General features: G+C 38.9%; 17 protein-coding genes and 1 pseudogene. All 18 read left to right on the top strand.

Translation table 11 applies throughout. The annotated features are described in order from the left end of the window. Window positions 1-106: 106 nt before the first annotated feature. The 18 genes and pseudogenes from HMPREF2780_RS08975 (at window position 107) to HMPREF2780_RS08890 (ending at window position 16,637) form a co-directional block, all read left to right on the top strand. Window positions 107-631, top strand: coding sequence for a hypothetical protein (locus tag HMPREF2780_RS08975; RefSeq protein ID WP_061595879.1), 525 nt, complete (start codon window positions 107-109; stop codon window positions 629-631). Between the two features lie 182 nt (window positions 632-813). Continuing rightward, window positions 814-2,484, top strand: coding sequence for a formate--tetrahydrofolate ligase (locus HMPREF2780_RS08970; protein ID WP_061595878.1), 1,671 nt, complete (start codon window positions 814-816; stop codon window positions 2,482-2,484). A gap of 72 nt (window positions 2,485-2,556) precedes the next feature. Beyond that, window positions 2,557-3,093 (top strand): GNAT family N-acetyltransferase, encoded by a 537-nt coding sequence (locus HMPREF2780_RS08965; RefSeq protein WP_061595877.1) that lies wholly within the window; start codon window positions 2,557-2,559, stop codon window positions 3,091-3,093. Then, on the top strand, window positions 3,090-3,698 hold the full coding sequence (locus HMPREF2780_RS08960) for a DUF5052 family protein (RefSeq protein WP_008809155.1): 609 nt from the start codon (window positions 3,090-3,092) through the stop codon (window positions 3,696-3,698). The genes HMPREF2780_RS08965 and HMPREF2780_RS08960 overlap by 4 nt, the downstream gene beginning before the upstream one ends. Window positions 3,699-3,701: 3 nt before the next feature. Continuing rightward, a complete protein-coding gene (locus HMPREF2780_RS08955; RefSeq protein ID WP_061595876.1) occupies window positions 3,702-4,355 on the top strand; it encodes a DNA alkylation repair protein in 654 nt (217 codons plus the stop codon). Then, window positions 4,352-4,876, top strand: a complete 525-nt coding sequence (locus HMPREF2780_RS08950) for a GNAT family N-acetyltransferase (RefSeq protein ID WP_061595875.1) — start codon at window positions 4,352-4,354, stop codon at window positions 4,874-4,876. The genes HMPREF2780_RS08955 and HMPREF2780_RS08950 overlap by 4 nt, the downstream gene beginning before the upstream one ends. Window positions 4,877-5,533: 657 nt before the next feature. Continuing rightward, on the top strand, window positions 5,534-6,610 hold the full coding sequence (locus tag HMPREF2780_RS08945; protein ID WP_061595874.1) for an aspartate-semialdehyde dehydrogenase: 1,077 nt from the start codon (window positions 5,534-5,536) through the stop codon (window positions 6,608-6,610). A 211-nt stretch (window positions 6,611-6,821) separates the two neighbouring features. Next, the gene (dapA, locus tag HMPREF2780_RS08940) at window positions 6,822-7,757 is read left to right on the top strand and encodes a 4-hydroxy-tetrahydrodipicolinate synthase (protein WP_008808607.1); all 936 of its coding nucleotides are present in this window, start codon (window positions 6,822-6,824) and stop codon (window positions 7,755-7,757) included. Between the two features lie 240 nt (window positions 7,758-7,997). Then, the gene (locus HMPREF2780_RS08935; protein WP_008808609.1) at window positions 7,998-8,336 is read left to right on the top strand and encodes an ATP cone domain-containing protein; all 339 of its coding nucleotides are present in this window, start codon (window positions 7,998-8,000) and stop codon (window positions 8,334-8,336) included. Between the two features lie 144 nt (window positions 8,337-8,480). Beyond that, window positions 8,481-9,332 carry a ribosome biogenesis GTPase YlqF gene (gene ylqF, locus HMPREF2780_RS08930; RefSeq protein ID WP_061595873.1) on the top strand — a complete coding sequence of 284 codons (852 nt, stop codon included), beginning with the start codon at window positions 8,481-8,483 and terminating at the stop codon, window positions 9,330-9,332. Next, window positions 9,319-10,083: a ribonuclease HII gene (locus HMPREF2780_RS08925; protein ID WP_061598778.1), complete on the top strand. Its 765-nt coding sequence runs from the start codon at window positions 9,319-9,321 to the stop codon at window positions 10,081-10,083. Before ylqF ends, HMPREF2780_RS08925 begins: the two co-directional genes overlap by 14 nt. A gap of 17 nt (window positions 10,084-10,100) precedes the next feature. Continuing rightward, window positions 10,101-10,919: pseudogene (locus HMPREF2780_RS08920) on the top strand (PRD domain-containing protein). After that, the gene (locus HMPREF2780_RS08915; RefSeq protein ID WP_008808613.1) at window positions 10,916-11,494 is read left to right on the top strand and encodes a sugar O-acetyltransferase; all 579 of its coding nucleotides are present in this window, start codon (window positions 10,916-10,918) and stop codon (window positions 11,492-11,494) included. The pseudogene HMPREF2780_RS08920 and the gene HMPREF2780_RS08915 overlap by 4 nt, the downstream one beginning before the upstream one ends. A gap of 127 nt (window positions 11,495-11,621) precedes the next feature. Further along, on the top strand, window positions 11,622-12,464 hold the full coding sequence (dprA, locus tag HMPREF2780_RS08910) for a DNA-processing protein DprA (protein WP_061595871.1): 843 nt from the start codon (window positions 11,622-11,624) through the stop codon (window positions 12,462-12,464). An 83-nt stretch (window positions 12,465-12,547) separates the two neighbouring features. Next, a complete protein-coding gene (gene topA / locus HMPREF2780_RS08905; RefSeq protein WP_105026542.1) occupies window positions 12,548-14,641 on the top strand; it encodes a type I DNA topoisomerase in 2,094 nt (697 codons plus the stop codon). 110 nt (window positions 14,642-14,751) lie between these two features. Further along, entirely contained in the window at window positions 14,752-15,435 is a 684-nt protein-coding gene (locus HMPREF2780_RS08900; RefSeq protein ID WP_060971042.1) for a SatD family protein, read from the top strand. Further along, the gene (locus HMPREF2780_RS08895) at window positions 15,419-16,126 is read left to right on the top strand and encodes a DUF3307 domain-containing protein (RefSeq protein ID WP_060971043.1); all 708 of its coding nucleotides are present in this window, start codon (window positions 15,419-15,421) and stop codon (window positions 16,124-16,126) included. Before HMPREF2780_RS08900 ends, HMPREF2780_RS08895 begins: the two co-directional genes overlap by 17 nt. A gap of 19 nt (window positions 16,127-16,145) precedes the next feature. Continuing rightward, window positions 16,146-16,637, top strand: coding sequence for a hypothetical protein (locus tag HMPREF2780_RS08890; RefSeq protein ID WP_061598776.1), 492 nt, complete (start codon window positions 16,146-16,148; stop codon window positions 16,635-16,637). Window positions 16,638-16,730 lie beyond the last annotated feature (93 nt).

Below are 16,730 nucleotides of genomic sequence, written 5' to 3'. Positions count from 1 at the left end.
TTACAGAAAGCTACTGAGAATTAAAATTTTGAAAACAGATTGAAGTTACTTGTTTCTTATCAATAATCTATAGGAATGATTGTAATTTTTTGAAAAAGGAGAGAGTATGGAGAAAGAGAAATATCAGTTTGAATATTACGCTGGTTCGAATTTTTATTTCACAAATTTGATGTTTATATTGGTCATGTTTGGATTTGGAATTGTTGCTTTTATAAGTATATATATGGATATTGATAAGGGCATAGAGCATGATTTGTCGCACTCTACCTTAATGATTATATTCCTAGCAGCGATCTTTGGTGGAATCATACTCTATCTGATAAAAAATATATTTAAAGAAAAAGAAAGCAAGGTACCAATTCTAGCTGGGACAAAAGATGAGTTCGTCTTTCGCATTGATGATGAACTAATTAGCATTCCATGGAAAGATATTCAAAGAATTTCTTATAAGAAACGTTCCGAATATAGTTCTGAAGGACATAGAAGTGTAAAGCATTATATTTGCCCCTATACCCAAGCTGGTCCTGATTACGAAATTTCAATTGATAAATTAGATGAAGATCAGTATGATATCTACGATGTTTTAAATAAATACCATCCTGAGATTCTTTTGAGCGGATTTTTTGATTAAAGCTATTACAACTTAATTTTTAGATTACTATAGAGATTCATGTGAATTTCATAATTTTATCTCATGAATTCTAATTTTCGTAAAACAAAACACGAACAATATTTTTTAAAAAGAGTTAAATTGTGTAGATTTTACTCTTTTTTTGTTATAATCTATATACTAAATGGATGAAGGAGAATTTGATGAAAACAGATATCGAAATTGCTCAAAGTATTGAATTACAGCCTATTGTGGATGTGGTGAAAAAAATTGGCATCGACTATGATGACTTGGAACTATTCGGTAAGTACAAGGCTAAGCTTAGCTTTGATAAGATTTCTGAGGTAAGAAAAAATCCAGTTGGTAAACTGATTTTAGTAACGGCTATTAATCCGACTCCAGCAGGTGAAGGGAAATCAACTATTACCATTGGTCTTGCGGATGCCTTGAACAAGATTGGCAAGAAAACTATGATTGCCATCCGCGAACCGTCTTTGGGTCCAGTAATGGGAATTAAAGGAGGAGCAGCTGGTGGTGGCTATGCGCAAGTCTTGCCTATGGAAGACATCAACCTCCACTTTACTGGGGATATGCATGCCATTACGACTGCCAACAATGCCCTGTCAGCCTTGATCGATAACCACTTGCACCAAGGGAATGAGTTGGGAATTGACCAACGTCGTATTATCTGGAAACGTGTTGTGGACCTGAATGACAGAGCTCTTCGTCATGTGACTGTTGGTCTAGGAAGTCCGGTGAATGGTATTCCACGCGAAGATGGTTTTGATATCACGGTTGCTTCTGAAATTATGGCGATTCTTTGCCTAGCTACGGATATTGAAGACTTGAAAAAGCGCTTGGCAAACATCGTTATTGGCTATCGCTATGACCGTACACCAGTCTATGTCCGTGATCTTGAAGTCGAAGGTGCCTTGGCTTTGGTCTTGAAAGATGCGATTAAGCCAAATCTGGTACAGACTATTTACGGAACACCAGCCTTTGTTCATGGTGGACCGTTTGCTAATATCGCCCACGGCTGTAACTCTGTTTTGGCGACTAGCACTGCGCTGTGCTTGGCCGATTATACGGTGACGGAGGCAGGATTTGGTGCGGACCTTGGTGCTGAGAAATTCTTGGATATTAAAACTCCGAACTTGCCAACCTCTCCTGATGCGGTCGTAATTGTTGCGACTTTACGCGCTCTCAAGATGAATGGTGGTGTGGCTAAAGAAGCACTGACAGAAGAAAACGTAGAAGCAGTTTGTGCAGGTTTTGCTAATCTCAAACGTCACGTTGAAAACATCCGCAAGTTCGGTATTCCAGCAGTTGTTGCAATTAACGAATTCGTTTCTGATACAGAAGCTGAAATTGCAGCCTTGAAGGAACTTTGTGCAGAAATCAAGGTACCAGTTGAGTTAGCTAGTGTCTGGGCTGATGGCGCCGAAGGTGGTGTTTCTCTAGCTGAGACTGTAGTCAAAACCATTGCTGAAGTGCCTGCTCATTACACTCGCCTCTATGACAATGATTTATCTATTGAAGAAAAAATCGAGAAAATTGTCAGAGAAATCTATCGTGGTTCAAAAGTAAACTTTGAGAAAAAAGCGCAAACTCAGATTCGCGAAATTGTCAAAAACGGCTGGGACAAGCTACCAATCTGTATGGCTAAAACGCAGTATAGCTTCTCTGACAATCCTGCTGCTCTTGGGGCGCCAGAAAACTTTGAAATTACCATTCGTGAGTTGGTACCAAAACTTGGAGCAGGCTTTATCGTGGCTTTGACAGGAGATGTCATGACCATGCCAGGATTGCCGAAACGCCCTGCAGCACTCAATATGGATGTGGCGGCAGACGGCACAGCGATTGGTCTATTTTGATCTTGGTTTAAAAGGCTCTTTACGAGTCTTTTTTTGGTATAATAATGAAAATACGGAGAACATGGAGTCATTATGGAGATTAGATTAGCTAAGCCATCAGACGCTGCAACCTTGCTAGCCATCTATGCGCCTTATGTAGAAAATACAGCTATCACTTTTGAATATGAAGTTCCGACCATTGAGGATTTTGCAACTAGGATTGAGAAAACATTGGAAAAATATCCCTATCTGGTAGCAGAAGAAGATGGTGTGGTCTTAGGTTATGCTTATGCTTCGACTTATTATGCGCGTGCCGCCTATGATTGGGCAGTGGAATTATCTGTATATATCAGTCTAGATTCTAGGGGACAGGGAGTTGGCACTAAGCTTTATGATGCGCTAGAATACCTGTTAGATCAGATGGGATATGTGCATTTTCTAGCCTGTATTTCTCAGCCAAACGAGGCTAGTCTAGCTTTGCACCGAAAAAGAGGCTACCAGCAAGTAGCGCATTTCCCTAAAATTGGCTATAAATTCAACCGTTGGCACGATATTGTTTGGCTACAAAAGTCTTTAGAAAAGGATGTTAGACCAATCAAGCTTTTAAAAGAAAGGGAGTCGGAAGTATGAAAAAGAAATATCTAATTATTTTGTTGTTATCCATTGGTTTAATTACCTTATCCGGTTGTCAGATGATTGAGAACTGGATTAAAAATGCCAAAGAGGAATGGATTGGTTTAGAGATGACAGTTCGCACTTATGATGAAAATTCTCAGCTTATTGACCAGATGTCAGGTAAGTCCCTATCCATCTCGCGTAACGAGGAGTTTGATTCAGTTGATGCGGAAGGAAATTCCAAGGAAGACTCTTCTGTGCTAAAAATAACTTTGGGTAAGTATGAGATTGACCATGTGGGTTCTTCCTTGATTGCAGAAGAAAAAGGCTTGAAAGATGTCTTTGCCCAATATCAAAAGACTGCAGATGTTGAGGAGAATAGTCATTCTGTCCCTGTTTTAAATCGTATGATTTCAGCCTTTAAAAACGACTTTACTGGAAAGAAAAAAGTCATTCTAATTCGCTCTCAAAACGGCACTCCGCTAGCTGCTTATGCTGGCGATCGTGTCTCTCTTGATAAATCTGATGCTCCTAAAACATCTGAGCTGCTGATTGACGGCAAACGTCTCGTGATATATCGCTGTGACTACACTATTTATGACCGTGAATTGTTGGAGTAAGCTATGGATGTAGAGGAATTGGTAAAAGAGTTAAAAGCTGTAGCTAACCCAGATGATGCGGTGGCTATGAAAGCCTATATGAAAAATAAATTTGAGTTTCTAGGAGTCAAGACTCCAGCCAGACGGAAGCTCGCAAAGGCTTTTTTCAAACAACAGACTGACTCCGTCATTGACTGGAATTTTATAAATGAAGCATGGAAAAATCCCTATCGAGAATTGCAGTACGCTGCACTAGACTATCTGGAAAGTCGCAAGAAATTATTGACACCATCTGACTTGCCAGATTTAAAAATACTTGCCCAAACAAAATCTTGGTGGGATACAGTTGACTTTCTAGACCGTTTGGTCGGATCCATTATTGCCCAATTTCCAGAAACCAAAGCTACTATTTTATCTTGGAGTTGTGATGAGGATATCTGGTTGCGTCGCTTGGCTATTGATCATCAGCTATTGCGAAAAGAAGAAACGGACACAGAGCTGTTGGAAAAGATTTTAATAAATAACCTTGGCCAAACAGAATTCTTTATTAACAAGGCTATCGGCTGGGCGCTGAGAGATTATTCCAAAACCAATCCAAACTGGGTCAGAGATTTTATCGAGCGGCATCAGGCAGAAATGGCTGCACTTAGTATTCGAGAGGGAAGTAAGTATTTATGAAACATGTTTATTTAAAATATCTGGAAGAGAAGGATTACTCGGTTTGGCTGGAAGGATTTTCCAATAGACTGCCTTCCCAATCGTCATTTGATGACGGGCTTTTAGATATGACAATTTGTACAGAAAGTTGGTTTGCGGATTTGGTGGCTAAGCATCGCGATTTTCGAGACAAAGACCAGCAGTATATTTGGGGAATTTATGACGCAAAAAGCGGAAAACATGTAGGAATGGTTAATTTATTTGTGCTAGCTAGAGACGATTTTCAATGGGCGGAAATAGGTTATACGATACATAATCAATTTTGGCGTCAGGGCTACGCCAGAGCAATGCTAGAAGAACTCAAGAAAGTCTGTCGTAAACTAGGTTTTCATCGTTTAGAAGCACATGTGGATCTCCAGAATATCCCTTCACAAAAATTGCTAGAGCAAGCTGATTTCTATCTTGAAGGAGTACGAAAAAAATTCCAAAAAGAAGGTCAAGAGTGGAAGGATAGACAAGTCTTTGTTTATATTTTAGATTAAATACCTTGACAAAGTGGTGAAAGATAGGGTAAACTAGACTTCATGCGATGAGTCGATTGGCTCTTAAGAGCCTTTTGCGCTGAGGAGGTCTACATTCAATTGTAACGCAGGAGCGAACCTTGAGCAGTTGTGTGAACCAGCTGTTCTCATCGAAAGATGCCTCGAATCCCCAGTCTACGGATTGGGGATTTTCTATTGCTCTTGACGAAATGTCTTCGAAGAAGGCAGTTGAGCCTTAGAGCAATGGATGCAGTTTGGTTCGTAAGAACAAAAGCTGTAAACTTTGATCCCTCTCTTAGAGAGGCAAGACGATTAGTCGAAGCCGAACTTAGAGAAATTGATGCTTATACGGTCGGCGTTGAGAGTGCTATTTCTCTTGATGAAATGACTTCGAAGAAGGCGGTTGAGTCGTAGAGCAATGGATGCAGTTTTGTTCGTGAGGGAAAAGCAGTAACCATATAAAGATTTATTTTTAAGGTAAGAGTTGTTGTGTATGTTGATGTAGATAAATCATTTTATGTAAAATATATAACATATTTAAGATCAAAAAAAATCAATTTTATCCCTTTATAGTCTCAGATTGGATTTACAATTTTTTTAAAAAATAGTATAATTATAGAATATACAAAATTTTTAGAAAATTCAGAGGTAGATTGTATGGGATATACAGTTGCTGTAGTGGGTGCTACTGGAGCCGTTGGAGCTCAGATGATTAAAATGTTGGAAGAATCAAGTCTTCCTATTGATAAAGTGCGCTTTTTAGCGTCTGCACGTTCAGCTGGAAAGATTTTGCAGTTTAAGGGGCAGGACATTGTAATTGAAGAAACTACTGAAACTGCTTTTGATGGCGTTGACATTGCTCTTTTTTCTGCTGGTGGCTCGACTTCAGCAAAGTATGCTCCTTATGCAGTTAAGTCTGGGGCAGTAGTTGTTGATAATACTTCTTACTTCCGCCAAGACAGCAAAACTCCATTAGTAGTACCAGAGGTTAATGCCCATGCATTGGACCATCACAACGGAATTATTTCTTGTCCAAACTGCTCTACGATTCAAATGATGCTTCCGTTGAAAGCAATCGCTGATAAATGGGGAATTGAGCGCGTGATTGTATCAACCTATCAGGCTGTATCTGGTGCTGGTATGGGTGCAATTTTGGAAACGCAGGATCAGTTGCGTCAGGTATTAAATGATGGTGTTGATCCAAAGGATTTGACTGCTAATATCTTGCCTTCTGGTGGGGACAAGAAGCATTATCCAATTGCGTTTAATGCATTGCCACAAATCGATGTTTTCACGGACAATGACTATACTTATGAAGAAATGAAAATGACCAAGGAGACTAAGAAAATCTTAGAAGATGAATCTGTTAAAGTTTCTGCAACTTGTGTCCGTATTCCTGTCTTATCAGCGCATTCTGAATCTGTCTATATTGAAACTAAAGAAACTGCCTCTATCGAAGAAATAAAGGCTGCCATTGCAGCCTTTCCGGGTACAGTCTTAGAAGATGATGTTGCTCATCAAATTTATCCGCAAGCTGTCAACGCAGTTGGTAGAAAAGAAACTTTTGTTGGTCGGATTCGAAAAGACCTTGATATTGAAAATGGCGTTCACATGTGGATTGTATCTGATAATCTTCTTAAAGGTGCTGCATGGAACTCAGTACAGATTGCTGAGACCTTGCATGAGCGTGGCTTAGTTCGTCCGACTGAAGAGCTTGTTTACGTGCTAAAATAAAAGGTTAATTAGAAGACTTAATAGTTTTCAAAATAGGATAAAGCTAGTTTGAATTTTAATGTTTCTGGTTTTTGTTCAGTTTTTAGATGAGTGAGCTGGTAAATAACTAGTATCATTAAGTCAATTAAACCTCAAACAAGTTTTGCTATAACAAAAAGAGGCTAAGAAGAAATTCTTTAGGCCTCCTTTCCTTATATAGAAAGGTTTTCATATGGCTTATAAAGATTTGCTTAATTGTAAAATAATTACTGCTTTCATTACACCCTTCCATGAAGATGGATCAATTAATTTTGATGCTATTCCTGACTTGATAGAGCATCTTTTGGCTCACCACACAGATGGGATTCTATTAGCAGGTACAACAGCAGAAAGTCCCACTCTGACTCACGATGAAGAGTTGGAATTATTTGCGGCAGTTCAAAAGGTTGTTAAAGGACGTGTCCCTTTGATAGCCGGTGTCGGTACCAATGAAACACGCGACTCTATCGAATTCGTCAAAGAAGTGGATGCCTTTGGTGGTTTTGCAGCCGGTTTAGCCATTGTTCCTTATTACAATAAACCTTCACAGGAGGGCATGTACCAGCACTTTAAAGCAATTGCAGATGCTTCAAACTTGCCTATCATTATTTACAATATACCTGGACGGGTAGTAGTTGAGATGACTCCCGAGACCATGTTGAGACTAGCAGAACATCCAAATATTATCGGTGTTAAAGAATGTACTAGTCTTGCTAATATGGCTTATTTAATTGAGCATCGTCCAGAGGAATTTCTGATTTATACCGGTGAGGACGGTGATGCCTTTCATGCTATGAATCTGGGGGCTGATGGAGTTATCTCTGTTGCTTCTCACACAAACGGTGATGAAATGTTTGAAATGCTGGACGCAATTGAGCACAATGACATCAAAAAAGCAGCAGCTATTCAACGGAAATTCATTCCCAAAGTCAATGCTCTTTTCTCTTACCCGAGCCCAGCTCCAGTCAAGGCTGTTCTTAATTACTTGGGCTTTGCGGCAGGCCCAACTCGCTTACCACTTGTGCCTGCACCTGAAGAAGATGCCAAACGAATTATTAAGGTCGTCGTTGATGGAGACTACCAAGCAACCAAAGAGACTGTTAAAGGTGTCCTGAGACCGGATTATTGATTGATGAAATTAAAACAAATTATTTCTAGAAAGGATTGCCAAGTGCTTTCCTTTCTTTTTCGCTTTTTAAAGTCTAAAAAAAGAAAGCTACCTTTGAAAAATATTGGAAAAAATTATATAATGTTAAGGTATGGTCTAGCTTTGAGTTTTCTTTTTGAGCAGGCTGTAAAGAACTAGATTGGCAGAAGTCATGTTAGTGACTTACATTATATTAGAAATAGATAAATAAAGGAGTTTATTATGCAAGTAATTAAGCGCAGTGGTGAAGTTGTAGATTTTGATCCGGATAAAATCTATCAAGCTGTCTTAAAGGCTGCTCAGACAGTCTATGTTTTGACTGATGATTTACGGCAAAATTTGGCACAAGTTACAAAAAAGGTTGTTCTTGATTTGCAAGAAGCAAAAGTAGAGAGAGCAACTATTAGTATGATTCAATCAATGGTTGAAAGCCGTCTCTTGGGAGCAGGCTACATTACTATTGCTGAACATTACATTTCTTATCGCTTGCAACGTGATCTAGAGCGCAGTGGCTATGGAGATCATATTGCAGTACACCTTCACTTTGAACAAGTTAGATAAATGCTAAAGCCCATAGAGGCTTTTTTCTTTGTTTTAGGAGATGTTGAGTTGTCCGTTTTGGATTCTCCCTCTTAAATTCTAGAAATATGTTAAAATAGTTAAAGATGAAAATATTCTGAAAGATATTCGCTGAAAGGAAAAAATATGGCAACGATTCAATGGTTTCCTGGGCATATGTCCAAAGCCCGGAGACAGGTTCAAGAAAGTATTAAGTTTGTTGATTTTGTGACTGTCTTGGTTGATGCCCGTCTCCCTTTATCTAGTCAAAATCCCATGCTAACTAAAATTGTAGGAGAAAAGCCCAAGCTTTTGATTTTAAATAAAGCGGATTTAGCTGATCCTGTCCGTCTCAAGGAGTGGCAGACTTATTTTGAAGGTCAAGGAATTCTTACTTTGGCTCTTAATTCTAAAGAACAGTCTGCGGTTAAAAAGGTGACAGACGTTGCTAAGAAACTGATGGCTGACAAATTAGCTCGTCAGAAGGAGAGAGGAATTCGAATCGAAACCCTGCGTACCATGATAATCGGTATCCCAAATGCAGGCAAATCAACCCTGATGAATCGCTTGGCAGGAAAGAAAATTGCTGTTGTAGGGAATACGCCCGGTGTAACAAAAGGTCAGCAATGGCTCAAGTCAAATAAAGATTTAGAAATCTTGGATACACCAGGTATCCTATGGCCTAAGTTTGAAGACGAGACGGTTGCTCTCAAGTTAGCTCTGACTGGTGCAATCAAGGATAATCTGTTACCTATGGATGAAGTGACGATTTTTGGACTTAATTATTTTAAGGAGCATTATCCTGAAGAGCTAGTAGGTCGCTATAAACAGTTAGATCTAAGTCAAGAAGCACCAGATATAATTATGGATATGACACAAAAACTTGGTTTCCGTGATGACTACGATCGTTTTTATAGCTTATTTGTCAAAGATGTTCGTGATGGTAAGCTGGGCCGTTACTGCCTGGATACAGTAGGAGAATTAGATGGCAACGATTAAGGAGATTCAGCAGCGCTTGGAGTTGGTGACTGAGTTGTCTGATTCTTTTTTAGAAGAGGTGGCGAAGGATCAGCGTAGTGGAGTTCAAAAGGCCGTTGAAAAGCGTAAAAAAGTTATTCAAGCAGAGTTAGATGAAGATTTGCGTTTGGATCAGATGCTACGGTATGAAAAAGAACTTTATCAAGCTGGTTACCAAGCTATTGCTGGAATTGATGAAGTTGGTCGCGGTCCTCTAGCTGGTCCAGTTGTCGCTGCAGCTGTCATCTTACCACCAGAATGTAAAATTAAGGGACTCAACGACAGTAAGAAGATTCCCAAGAAAAAGCATCAAGAAATCTATCAAGCAGTTATGGATAAGGCCTTGGCAGTAGGTGTTGGCCTGATTGACAATGATATTATTGACCAAGTCAATATCTATGAAGCGACCAAGCTTGCTATGAAAGAGGCTTTGTCAAAACTTCCTCTCAAGCCAGATTATTTGCTGATTGATGCAATGAGACTGGATGTCGAAATTCCACAAGAGTCTATTATTAAAGGAGATGCCAATTCTCTGTCTATTGCAGCGGCTAGCATTGTTGCTAAGGTTACTAGGGATAGACTGATGGCGGACTACGACAAAGAATTTCCTGGTTATGATTTTGCGCAAAATGCTGGCTATGGAACAAAGAGCCACTTGGATGGCTTGGAACGCTATGGAGTGAGTCCGATTCACCGAAAGACATTTGAACCAGTTAAGTCTATGCTTGACTAGTTACGAAGAGGTTGGAAATGCAGATTATTAAAATTTTAAACAATAATGTCGTTATTTCTGAAGAAAACCAAGAAGAAATTGTGCTCATGTGAAGAGGGCTGGCTTTTGGTAGAAAAGCAGGTCAGGAGATTCCACTTGATCTGATTGAAAAAAATTTTATTTTGTCAGCAGACAGGAAGCAACTGATTAACGAAATTGATCCTGAAATTATAGAAATAGCTGGCGAAGTTATTGCATTTGCCCATAAAAAGATTTCTAAGAAGTCAAATCATCATGCCTTTATAGCAATGGCTGACCACATGCATGGAGTCGCCTTGCGAGAGAAGGATGACATCTATTTGAAAAATTTTCTTATGTGGGATATCAAGCGATTCTTTCCGGAGGAATTTGAAGTTGGAAAATATGCAAATCAGCTTCTAAGTCAATATTTTGGTAAAGACTTACCAGATGATGAGGCTAGTTTTATGGCCTTAACAATTGTGAATGCGGAATTAGAGAACGGTGCAGCTGCAAGAGATTTGACCATGTTGATGGAAGAAATCATGACTATTGTCAAGTACAGTTTAGAAATTTCTCTAGATGAGGAAGATATATATGTACAACGCTTTGTGACTCATTTGAAATTTTTTTGCGAGCGGGTGTTGACAGGTTCTGGATATAGAGATTTAGAAGATAATGAGATGTTTATGATGATGAAGTCAAAATACCCTTATGCTTTTGAAACAACCCAAAAGATTGTTGGTCATCTTGAAAAAACTCGCAATTACATCACATCAGAAGATGAACAGCTCTATTTAATCATCCATTTATCTCGTATGAAAAGGAAGTTGCCATGAAAACAGAATACGAAAAAATGATTGCTGGTGAACCCTATCGCCCTCAAGATCAGGAATTAAGGCAATTAGCAGCTAAATCAAGGGAATATCAATATACTTTTAATCAAGAACAAGATGGTCATAAACGAAAAGCTATTGTCAAAGAATGGTTTGGTTCTACTGGTGAGAATCTCTCAATTCATCCAATTTTTGTTTGTGACTATGGTGTTAATATCCATATAGGAGAGAACTTTTACTCTAACTGGAATTTGACAATGTTAGATGTTTGTCCGATTAGGATTGGAGATAATGCCATGTTTGGTCCCAATTGTCAATTGCTAACGCCATTACACCCATTGGATCCTGTGGAAAGAAATTCTGGTATTGAGTATGGAGCTCCCATTACCATTGGTGATAATTTCTGGGCTGGAGGCGGTGTGACTATTCTGCCTGGTGTGACACTGGGAGATAATGTGGTAGTAGGAGCAGGATCAGTTGTGACCAAGTCTTTTGGAGACAATGTAGTTTTAGCTGGAAATCCTGCTCGGATTATCAAAGAAATTCCTAATGCTATGACAGATAAAGCCTTGGTATGATTAATATTCGACTATTTACTTTCAATGAGAAGAGATGCTTTTTTAAAGAAATTAGTCAGGATATAAAAAAAGACTGTTTTACAGTCTTTTTTTGTAGATTTTACGAATATAATAGTGAGGTGAAAAAATGAAAAACTATGATATTTATAAATTGAAACATGCTGGACTGACTAATGGACAAGTTCTTAATGTCTTGAGATATGCTGAAAACAAGGAAAAGGAGCTTTCTTTGCGTGATATTGCGGTGGTTTCAGAGTGCCGTAATCCCGCCCTGTTTATAGAACGCTATAAGCAAATTGACGACGATTTCTTAAAAAAATCCTTTGAGGAATTTCCCTCTTTTTCTATCTTGGATGATATTTATCCATGGGATTTGAGTGAGATATATAACCCACCTGCTCTTTTGTTTTATCAGGGAAATATTGATCTGCTTGAATTGCCAAAAGTAGCAGTAGTCGGAAGTCGTGATAGTAGTAAGCTTGGAAATCAGTCCGTTCAAAAAATTATTAAAGAACTGAATAATGAATTAATCATTGTGAGCGGGTTAGCGCGTGGGATTGATACGGCTGCTCATATGGCAGCTTTACAGAATGGCGGAAGGACTATAGCTGTTATTGGAACTGGATTAGATGTTTTTTATCCTAAAGCCAATAAAAAACTTCAGTCCTATATTGGCAAAAATCATCTGGTTTTATCAGAATACGGTCCCGGTGAACAGCCTTTGAAGTTTCATTTTCCTGAGCGAAATCGAATTATTGCAGGTTTGTGCAGGGGCGTCATTGTTGCTGAAGCTAAGATGAGATCTGGAAGCTTGATAACTTGTGAGCGAGCGATGGAAGAAGGAAGAGATGTATTTGCTATCCCTGGATCAATTCTAGATGGAAAATCTGATGGCTGCCATCATTTGATTCAAGAAGGCGCTAAGTGCATTATGTCAGGCTCTGATGTCCTGTCTGAGTTTGATTTTTAAAACAAGTTTTCCTATAGGAGAATTTAACAGTTGACAAGCCTAGAAAAATAGTTTACACTCTATGAGATTTATTCTGATAGAAGGTGTATAAATTGGTAACAAAAACAAGTAAAAAGTCCACAACCAAGAAAAATCTGGTTATCGTGGAGTCGCCTGCCAAGGCAAAAACAATAGAAAAATACCTGGGAAGGAACTATAAAGTTTTAGCCAGTGTTGGGCATATTCGTGATTTGAAAAAGTCAACAATGTCCATTGATTTTGAAAATAATTATGAACCACAATATATCAATATCCGAGGCAAGGGACCGCTCATCAATGATTTAAGGAAAGAAGCAAAAAAAGCTAAACAAGTCTTTCTGGCAAGTGACCCGGACCGAGAAGGAGAGGCTATTTCATGGCATTTGGCACACATTCTTAACTTGGATGAAAAAGAAAAGAATCGTGTAGTTTTTAACGAAATTACTAAAGACGCAGTCAAGAATGCTTTCAAAGAGCCTCGTCAGATTAATATGGATTTGGTCGATGCCCAACAAGCTCGTCGTGTTTTAGACCGTTTAGTTGGTTATTCTATTTCTCCTATTCTATGGAAAAAAGTCAAGAAAGGTCTGTCAGCTGGTCGGGTTCAGTCTGTTGCTCTCAAGTTAATTATTGATCGGGAAAATGAAATCAATGCTTTCAAGCCTGAAGAGTATTGGACTATTGACTCTACCTTTAAAAAGGGCAGTCGACAATTTCAAGCTAGTTTTTATGGCTTAAATGGCAAAAAAATGAAACTGACCAATAACGATGAAGTGAAAGAAGTTCTTTCACATCTTAAGGGAGATGACTTTAAGGTTGAAAGTGTCGAAAGAAAAGAACGTCGGCGTAATGCTCCCTTGCCGTATACGACTTCTTCTATGCAACAGGATGCTGCTAATAAGATCAATTTCCGGACTCGTAAGACTATGATGGTGGCTCAGCAACTATATGAAGGTATCAATATCGGTTCTGGAGTTCAAGGTCTTATTACTTATATGCGTACGGATTCAACTCGTATTAGTCCAGTTGCGCAAAATGAAGCTGCTAATTACATTACTGATCGTTTTGGAGCTAAGTATTCAAAACACGGTAGCAAGATTAAAAACGCCTCTGGAGCTCAAGATGCCCACGAAGCTATCCGACCTTCTAGTGTCTTTAATACACCAGAAAGCATTGCGAAATACTTGGATAAAGATCAGCTTAAGCTCTATACACTGATCTGGAACCGCTTTGTTGCCAGCCAAATGACAGCTGCAGTCTTTGATACTATGAATGTTAAAATTGAGCAAAATGGTGTTCAATTTACGGCCAATGGAAGTCAGGTCAAGTTTGATGGTTATCTAGCTATTTATAATGACTCTGATAAAAATAAAATGCTTCCAGATATGGAAAAGGGTGATACTGTCAAACGTGTCAATACCAATCCAGAGCAGCACTTCACTCAGCCGCCTGCTCGCTATTCTGAAGCCACTCTTATCAAGACTCTCGAAGAAAATGGAGTTGGCCGGCCGTCTACTTACGCACCGACCATTGAGACCATTCAAAAACGTTATTATGTTAAACTAGTTTCTAAGCGTTTTGAGCCGACAGAACTTGGTGAAATCGTTAATTCGCTGATTGTTGAATTTTTCCCAGGTATTGTAAATGTGAAGTTTACCGCTGAGATGGAAGCAAAACTGGACGATGTAGAAGTCGGAAAAGAGCAATGGCAGAAGGTTATTGATGAGTTTTACCGACCTTTCGAAAAGGAAGTAGCCAAAGCTGAGTCTGAAATGGAAAAAATTCAAATCAAGGATGAGCCAGCTGGTTTCGACTGCGAGGTTTGTGGCAGTCCGATGGTCATCAAATTGGGTAGATTTGGCAAGTTCTACGCCTGCAGCAATTTCCCAGATTGTCGTCATACTCAAGCTATTGTCAAGGAAATCGGCGTGACTTGCCCGCAGTGCCAAAAAGGCCATGTTATTGAACGAAAAACTAAGCGAAATCGTATTTTCTACGGCTGTGATCGTTATCCAGACTGTGACTTTACATCTTGGGATAAGCCGGTCGGTCGAAACTGTCCAAAATGTGACCACTATCTGGTTGAAAAGAAAGTCCGTGGTGGCGGTAAGCAGGTAGTTTGTAGCAATGGTGATTATGAAGAAGAAAAGGTCAAATAAGTCTTTTTTAGCAATCAATTTAGTCCATTTTAACGGCAAAAACAAAAAATGTCTGTTAAAATGGACATTTTTTGTTTTGTCTGTTATAATAGACAAAAGGAGGTGGTGAAGTGTATATAGCCTTAATTGCAGACGTCATTGACTCAAAACTATTTAAAGAGAGATCAGACTTACAAAAGAGGTTGGAAGCAGTTCTCTTTCATATGAACAATCGCTTTGAAACTTATTTAGCTTCGCGATTAACTTTGACTCTTGGAGATGAATTTCAGGCTCTGTTTACTTTAGATGCACCAATTTTTCAAATTATTGACTGTCTACGTCAAGAGTTGAAGCCTGCTCAGCTACGCTTTGGGATTGGTTTGGGGAAAATAGTGACTGACATTGACCCTTTACAAAGTATTGGTGCTGATGGTCCTGCCTATTGGAATGCGCGAGCAGCCATTAATTTAGTTCATCAAAAGAATGATTATGGAAATACTCAGTTGTATTTTTCTAGTGGAAAAAAGGAAGAAGATTTTCAAATAAATGCTTTATTAGCTGCAGGAGAGGCAATCAAATCAGACTGGCGAGAAAGTCAGGAAGAACTTTTAAGAGGCTTACTCAAACTATCCATCTATAGTGAGGATTTTAGTCAGCAAGAGCTGGCTCAGGCTCTTTCATTAAATCCCAGTGCTCTTTCCAAACGCCTAAAAAGTAGTAGCATCAGAGTCTATCTTCGAAGTAGAGCAGCTGCACTTGCAGCTATCCAAGCCATTGATGTTACAGAAGGAGGTCAGAATGAACGGATTTTCTAGTATGGATTCATATCACCTTTTCGTACTTTTGTTGATTTGTCATTTGTTATCAGATTATTACTTTCAAAGTCAAAAAATGGCTGACAAAAAGGACAAAAACATTCGAGTCCTTGCATTTCATATTTTACTTGTAGGGCTACCTTTATTTGTTTTAACTATTATAATACCAAGTTTGTGGTGGAAGACTTTCATTGTTTTCTTAAGCCATGCTCTTATTGATTATTTCAAACCAATCCTACAAAGGATACTCAAGTTAAAAAAGTCTATCATTTTCGTGCTTGATCAACTCCTTCATTTGGCTATTATCTACGGACTCTCTAATATGAATACTGAGTTTTTGCCAAGTTTCCTTCCATTAACTTTCTTAAAAGCCGTTTTGTTTGTCTTATTGGTAGGAAAGCCAACCAATATTGCTTTTAGAATTTTATTTGGTAAATTTCAACCTGAAACGAGTCTGGAGTTAGATACGATAGATGGGGCAGGAGCCATGATTGGTTTCTTAGAGCGTTTGGTTATCGGAGCTTGTCTTCTTTATGGACAGTTTGCTTCGATTGGTTTAGTGTTTACAGCTAAATCCATTGCCCGCTATAACAAAATATCAGAAAGTCCAGCATTTGCAGAGTATTACTTGATTGGATCCTTGGTCAGTATTTTGTCAGCCTTGCTTGCAGCCTGGATTGGTATAAAGTAAAGTTTTGAAAGAAAATAGTATGAACAATAAATTTGCAGCATTTCTAAAGATTGCATCTCAACTGAACAAGATAGGAATTGTTCCATTGCTAATGGGCTCTTTGGGGCTGGAGCAAGTTACTGGTCAGGACTGGCAGGCGCGGGATATTGATATCCATGTTCATGGTGATGAGCGCGGCTGGGAAGCGCCAGATGAAGAGCGGATTTATGATATGGACAAGATTGAGCCCATGATGGAGAGCTTAGGCTATCGTTTAGTCGATCTACACGAGCATGAATTTCAAAAAGAAGATCTGTCTATTGAATTTGGAGCCATGGAAACCTTGGAGGCATTTTCAGGTGTGCCGCTAGAGAAGCTGACTAGAAAAGAAGTAGAAGGGGTCAAGTTTCTGCTTCCAACTGCAGAGCAATTTTTAGCTATCTACCGCGCTTCTTCCCAAGATTCTTACCGAAATGATAATAACAATCATAAGGATTTTGCTAAGATTGCTTATTTGGAAAGAATGACATAATGATGAACAGACAGGAATTCTCCTGTCTGTCTTTTTTGCTGGCTTTTTGTTATAATGGACCAAGTATTAATTTAGAAAGATTTGTGGGTGCAA

The sequence above is a fragment of the Streptococcus sp. HMSC062B01 genome (genome assembly GCF_001811085.1).
Lineage (GTDB): Bacteria > Bacillota > Bacilli > Lactobacillales > Streptococcaceae > Streptococcus > Streptococcus gordonii.
This window is presented reverse-complemented; position numbering and strand designations above follow the sequence as displayed.

Coding starts and splice junctions, on each gene's coding strand:
- dapA (WP_008808607.1), top strand. CDS start 6,822: ATGGCTTATAAAGATTTGCTTAATTGTAAAATAATTACTGCTTTCATT.
- ylqF (WP_061595873.1), top strand. CDS start 8,481: ATGGCAACGATTCAATGGTTTCCTGGGCATATGTCCAAAGCCCGGAGA.
- HMPREF2780_RS08890 (WP_061598776.1), top strand. CDS start 16,146: ATGAACAATAAATTTGCAGCATTTCTAAAGATTGCATCTCAACTGAAC.
- HMPREF2780_RS08955 (WP_061595876.1), top strand. CDS start 3,702: ATGGATGTAGAGGAATTGGTAAAAGAGTTAAAAGCTGTAGCTAACCCA.
- HMPREF2780_RS08945 (WP_061595874.1), top strand. CDS start 5,534: ATGGGATATACAGTTGCTGTAGTGGGTGCTACTGGAGCCGTTGGAGCT.
- HMPREF2780_RS08925 (WP_061598778.1), top strand. CDS start 9,319: ATGGCAACGATTAAGGAGATTCAGCAGCGCTTGGAGTTGGTGACTGAG.
- HMPREF2780_RS08965 (WP_061595877.1), top strand. CDS start 2,557: ATGGAGATTAGATTAGCTAAGCCATCAGACGCTGCAACCTTGCTAGCC.
- HMPREF2780_RS08970 (WP_061595878.1), top strand. CDS start 814: ATGAAAACAGATATCGAAATTGCTCAAAGTATTGAATTACAGCCTATT.
- HMPREF2780_RS08950 (WP_061595875.1), top strand. CDS start 4,352: ATGAAACATGTTTATTTAAAATATCTGGAAGAGAAGGATTACTCGGTT.
- HMPREF2780_RS08895 (WP_060971043.1), top strand. CDS start 15,419: ATGAACGGATTTTCTAGTATGGATTCATATCACCTTTTCGTACTTTTG.
- HMPREF2780_RS08960 (WP_008809155.1), top strand. CDS start 3,090: ATGAAAAAGAAATATCTAATTATTTTGTTGTTATCCATTGGTTTAATT.
- dprA (WP_061595871.1), top strand. CDS start 11,622: ATGAAAAACTATGATATTTATAAATTGAAACATGCTGGACTGACTAAT.
- HMPREF2780_RS08915 (WP_008808613.1), top strand. CDS start 10,916: ATGAAAACAGAATACGAAAAAATGATTGCTGGTGAACCCTATCGCCCT.
- HMPREF2780_RS08935 (WP_008808609.1), top strand. CDS start 7,998: ATGCAAGTAATTAAGCGCAGTGGTGAAGTTGTAGATTTTGATCCGGAT.
- HMPREF2780_RS08975 (WP_061595879.1), top strand. CDS start 107: ATGGAGAAAGAGAAATATCAGTTTGAATATTACGCTGGTTCGAATTTT.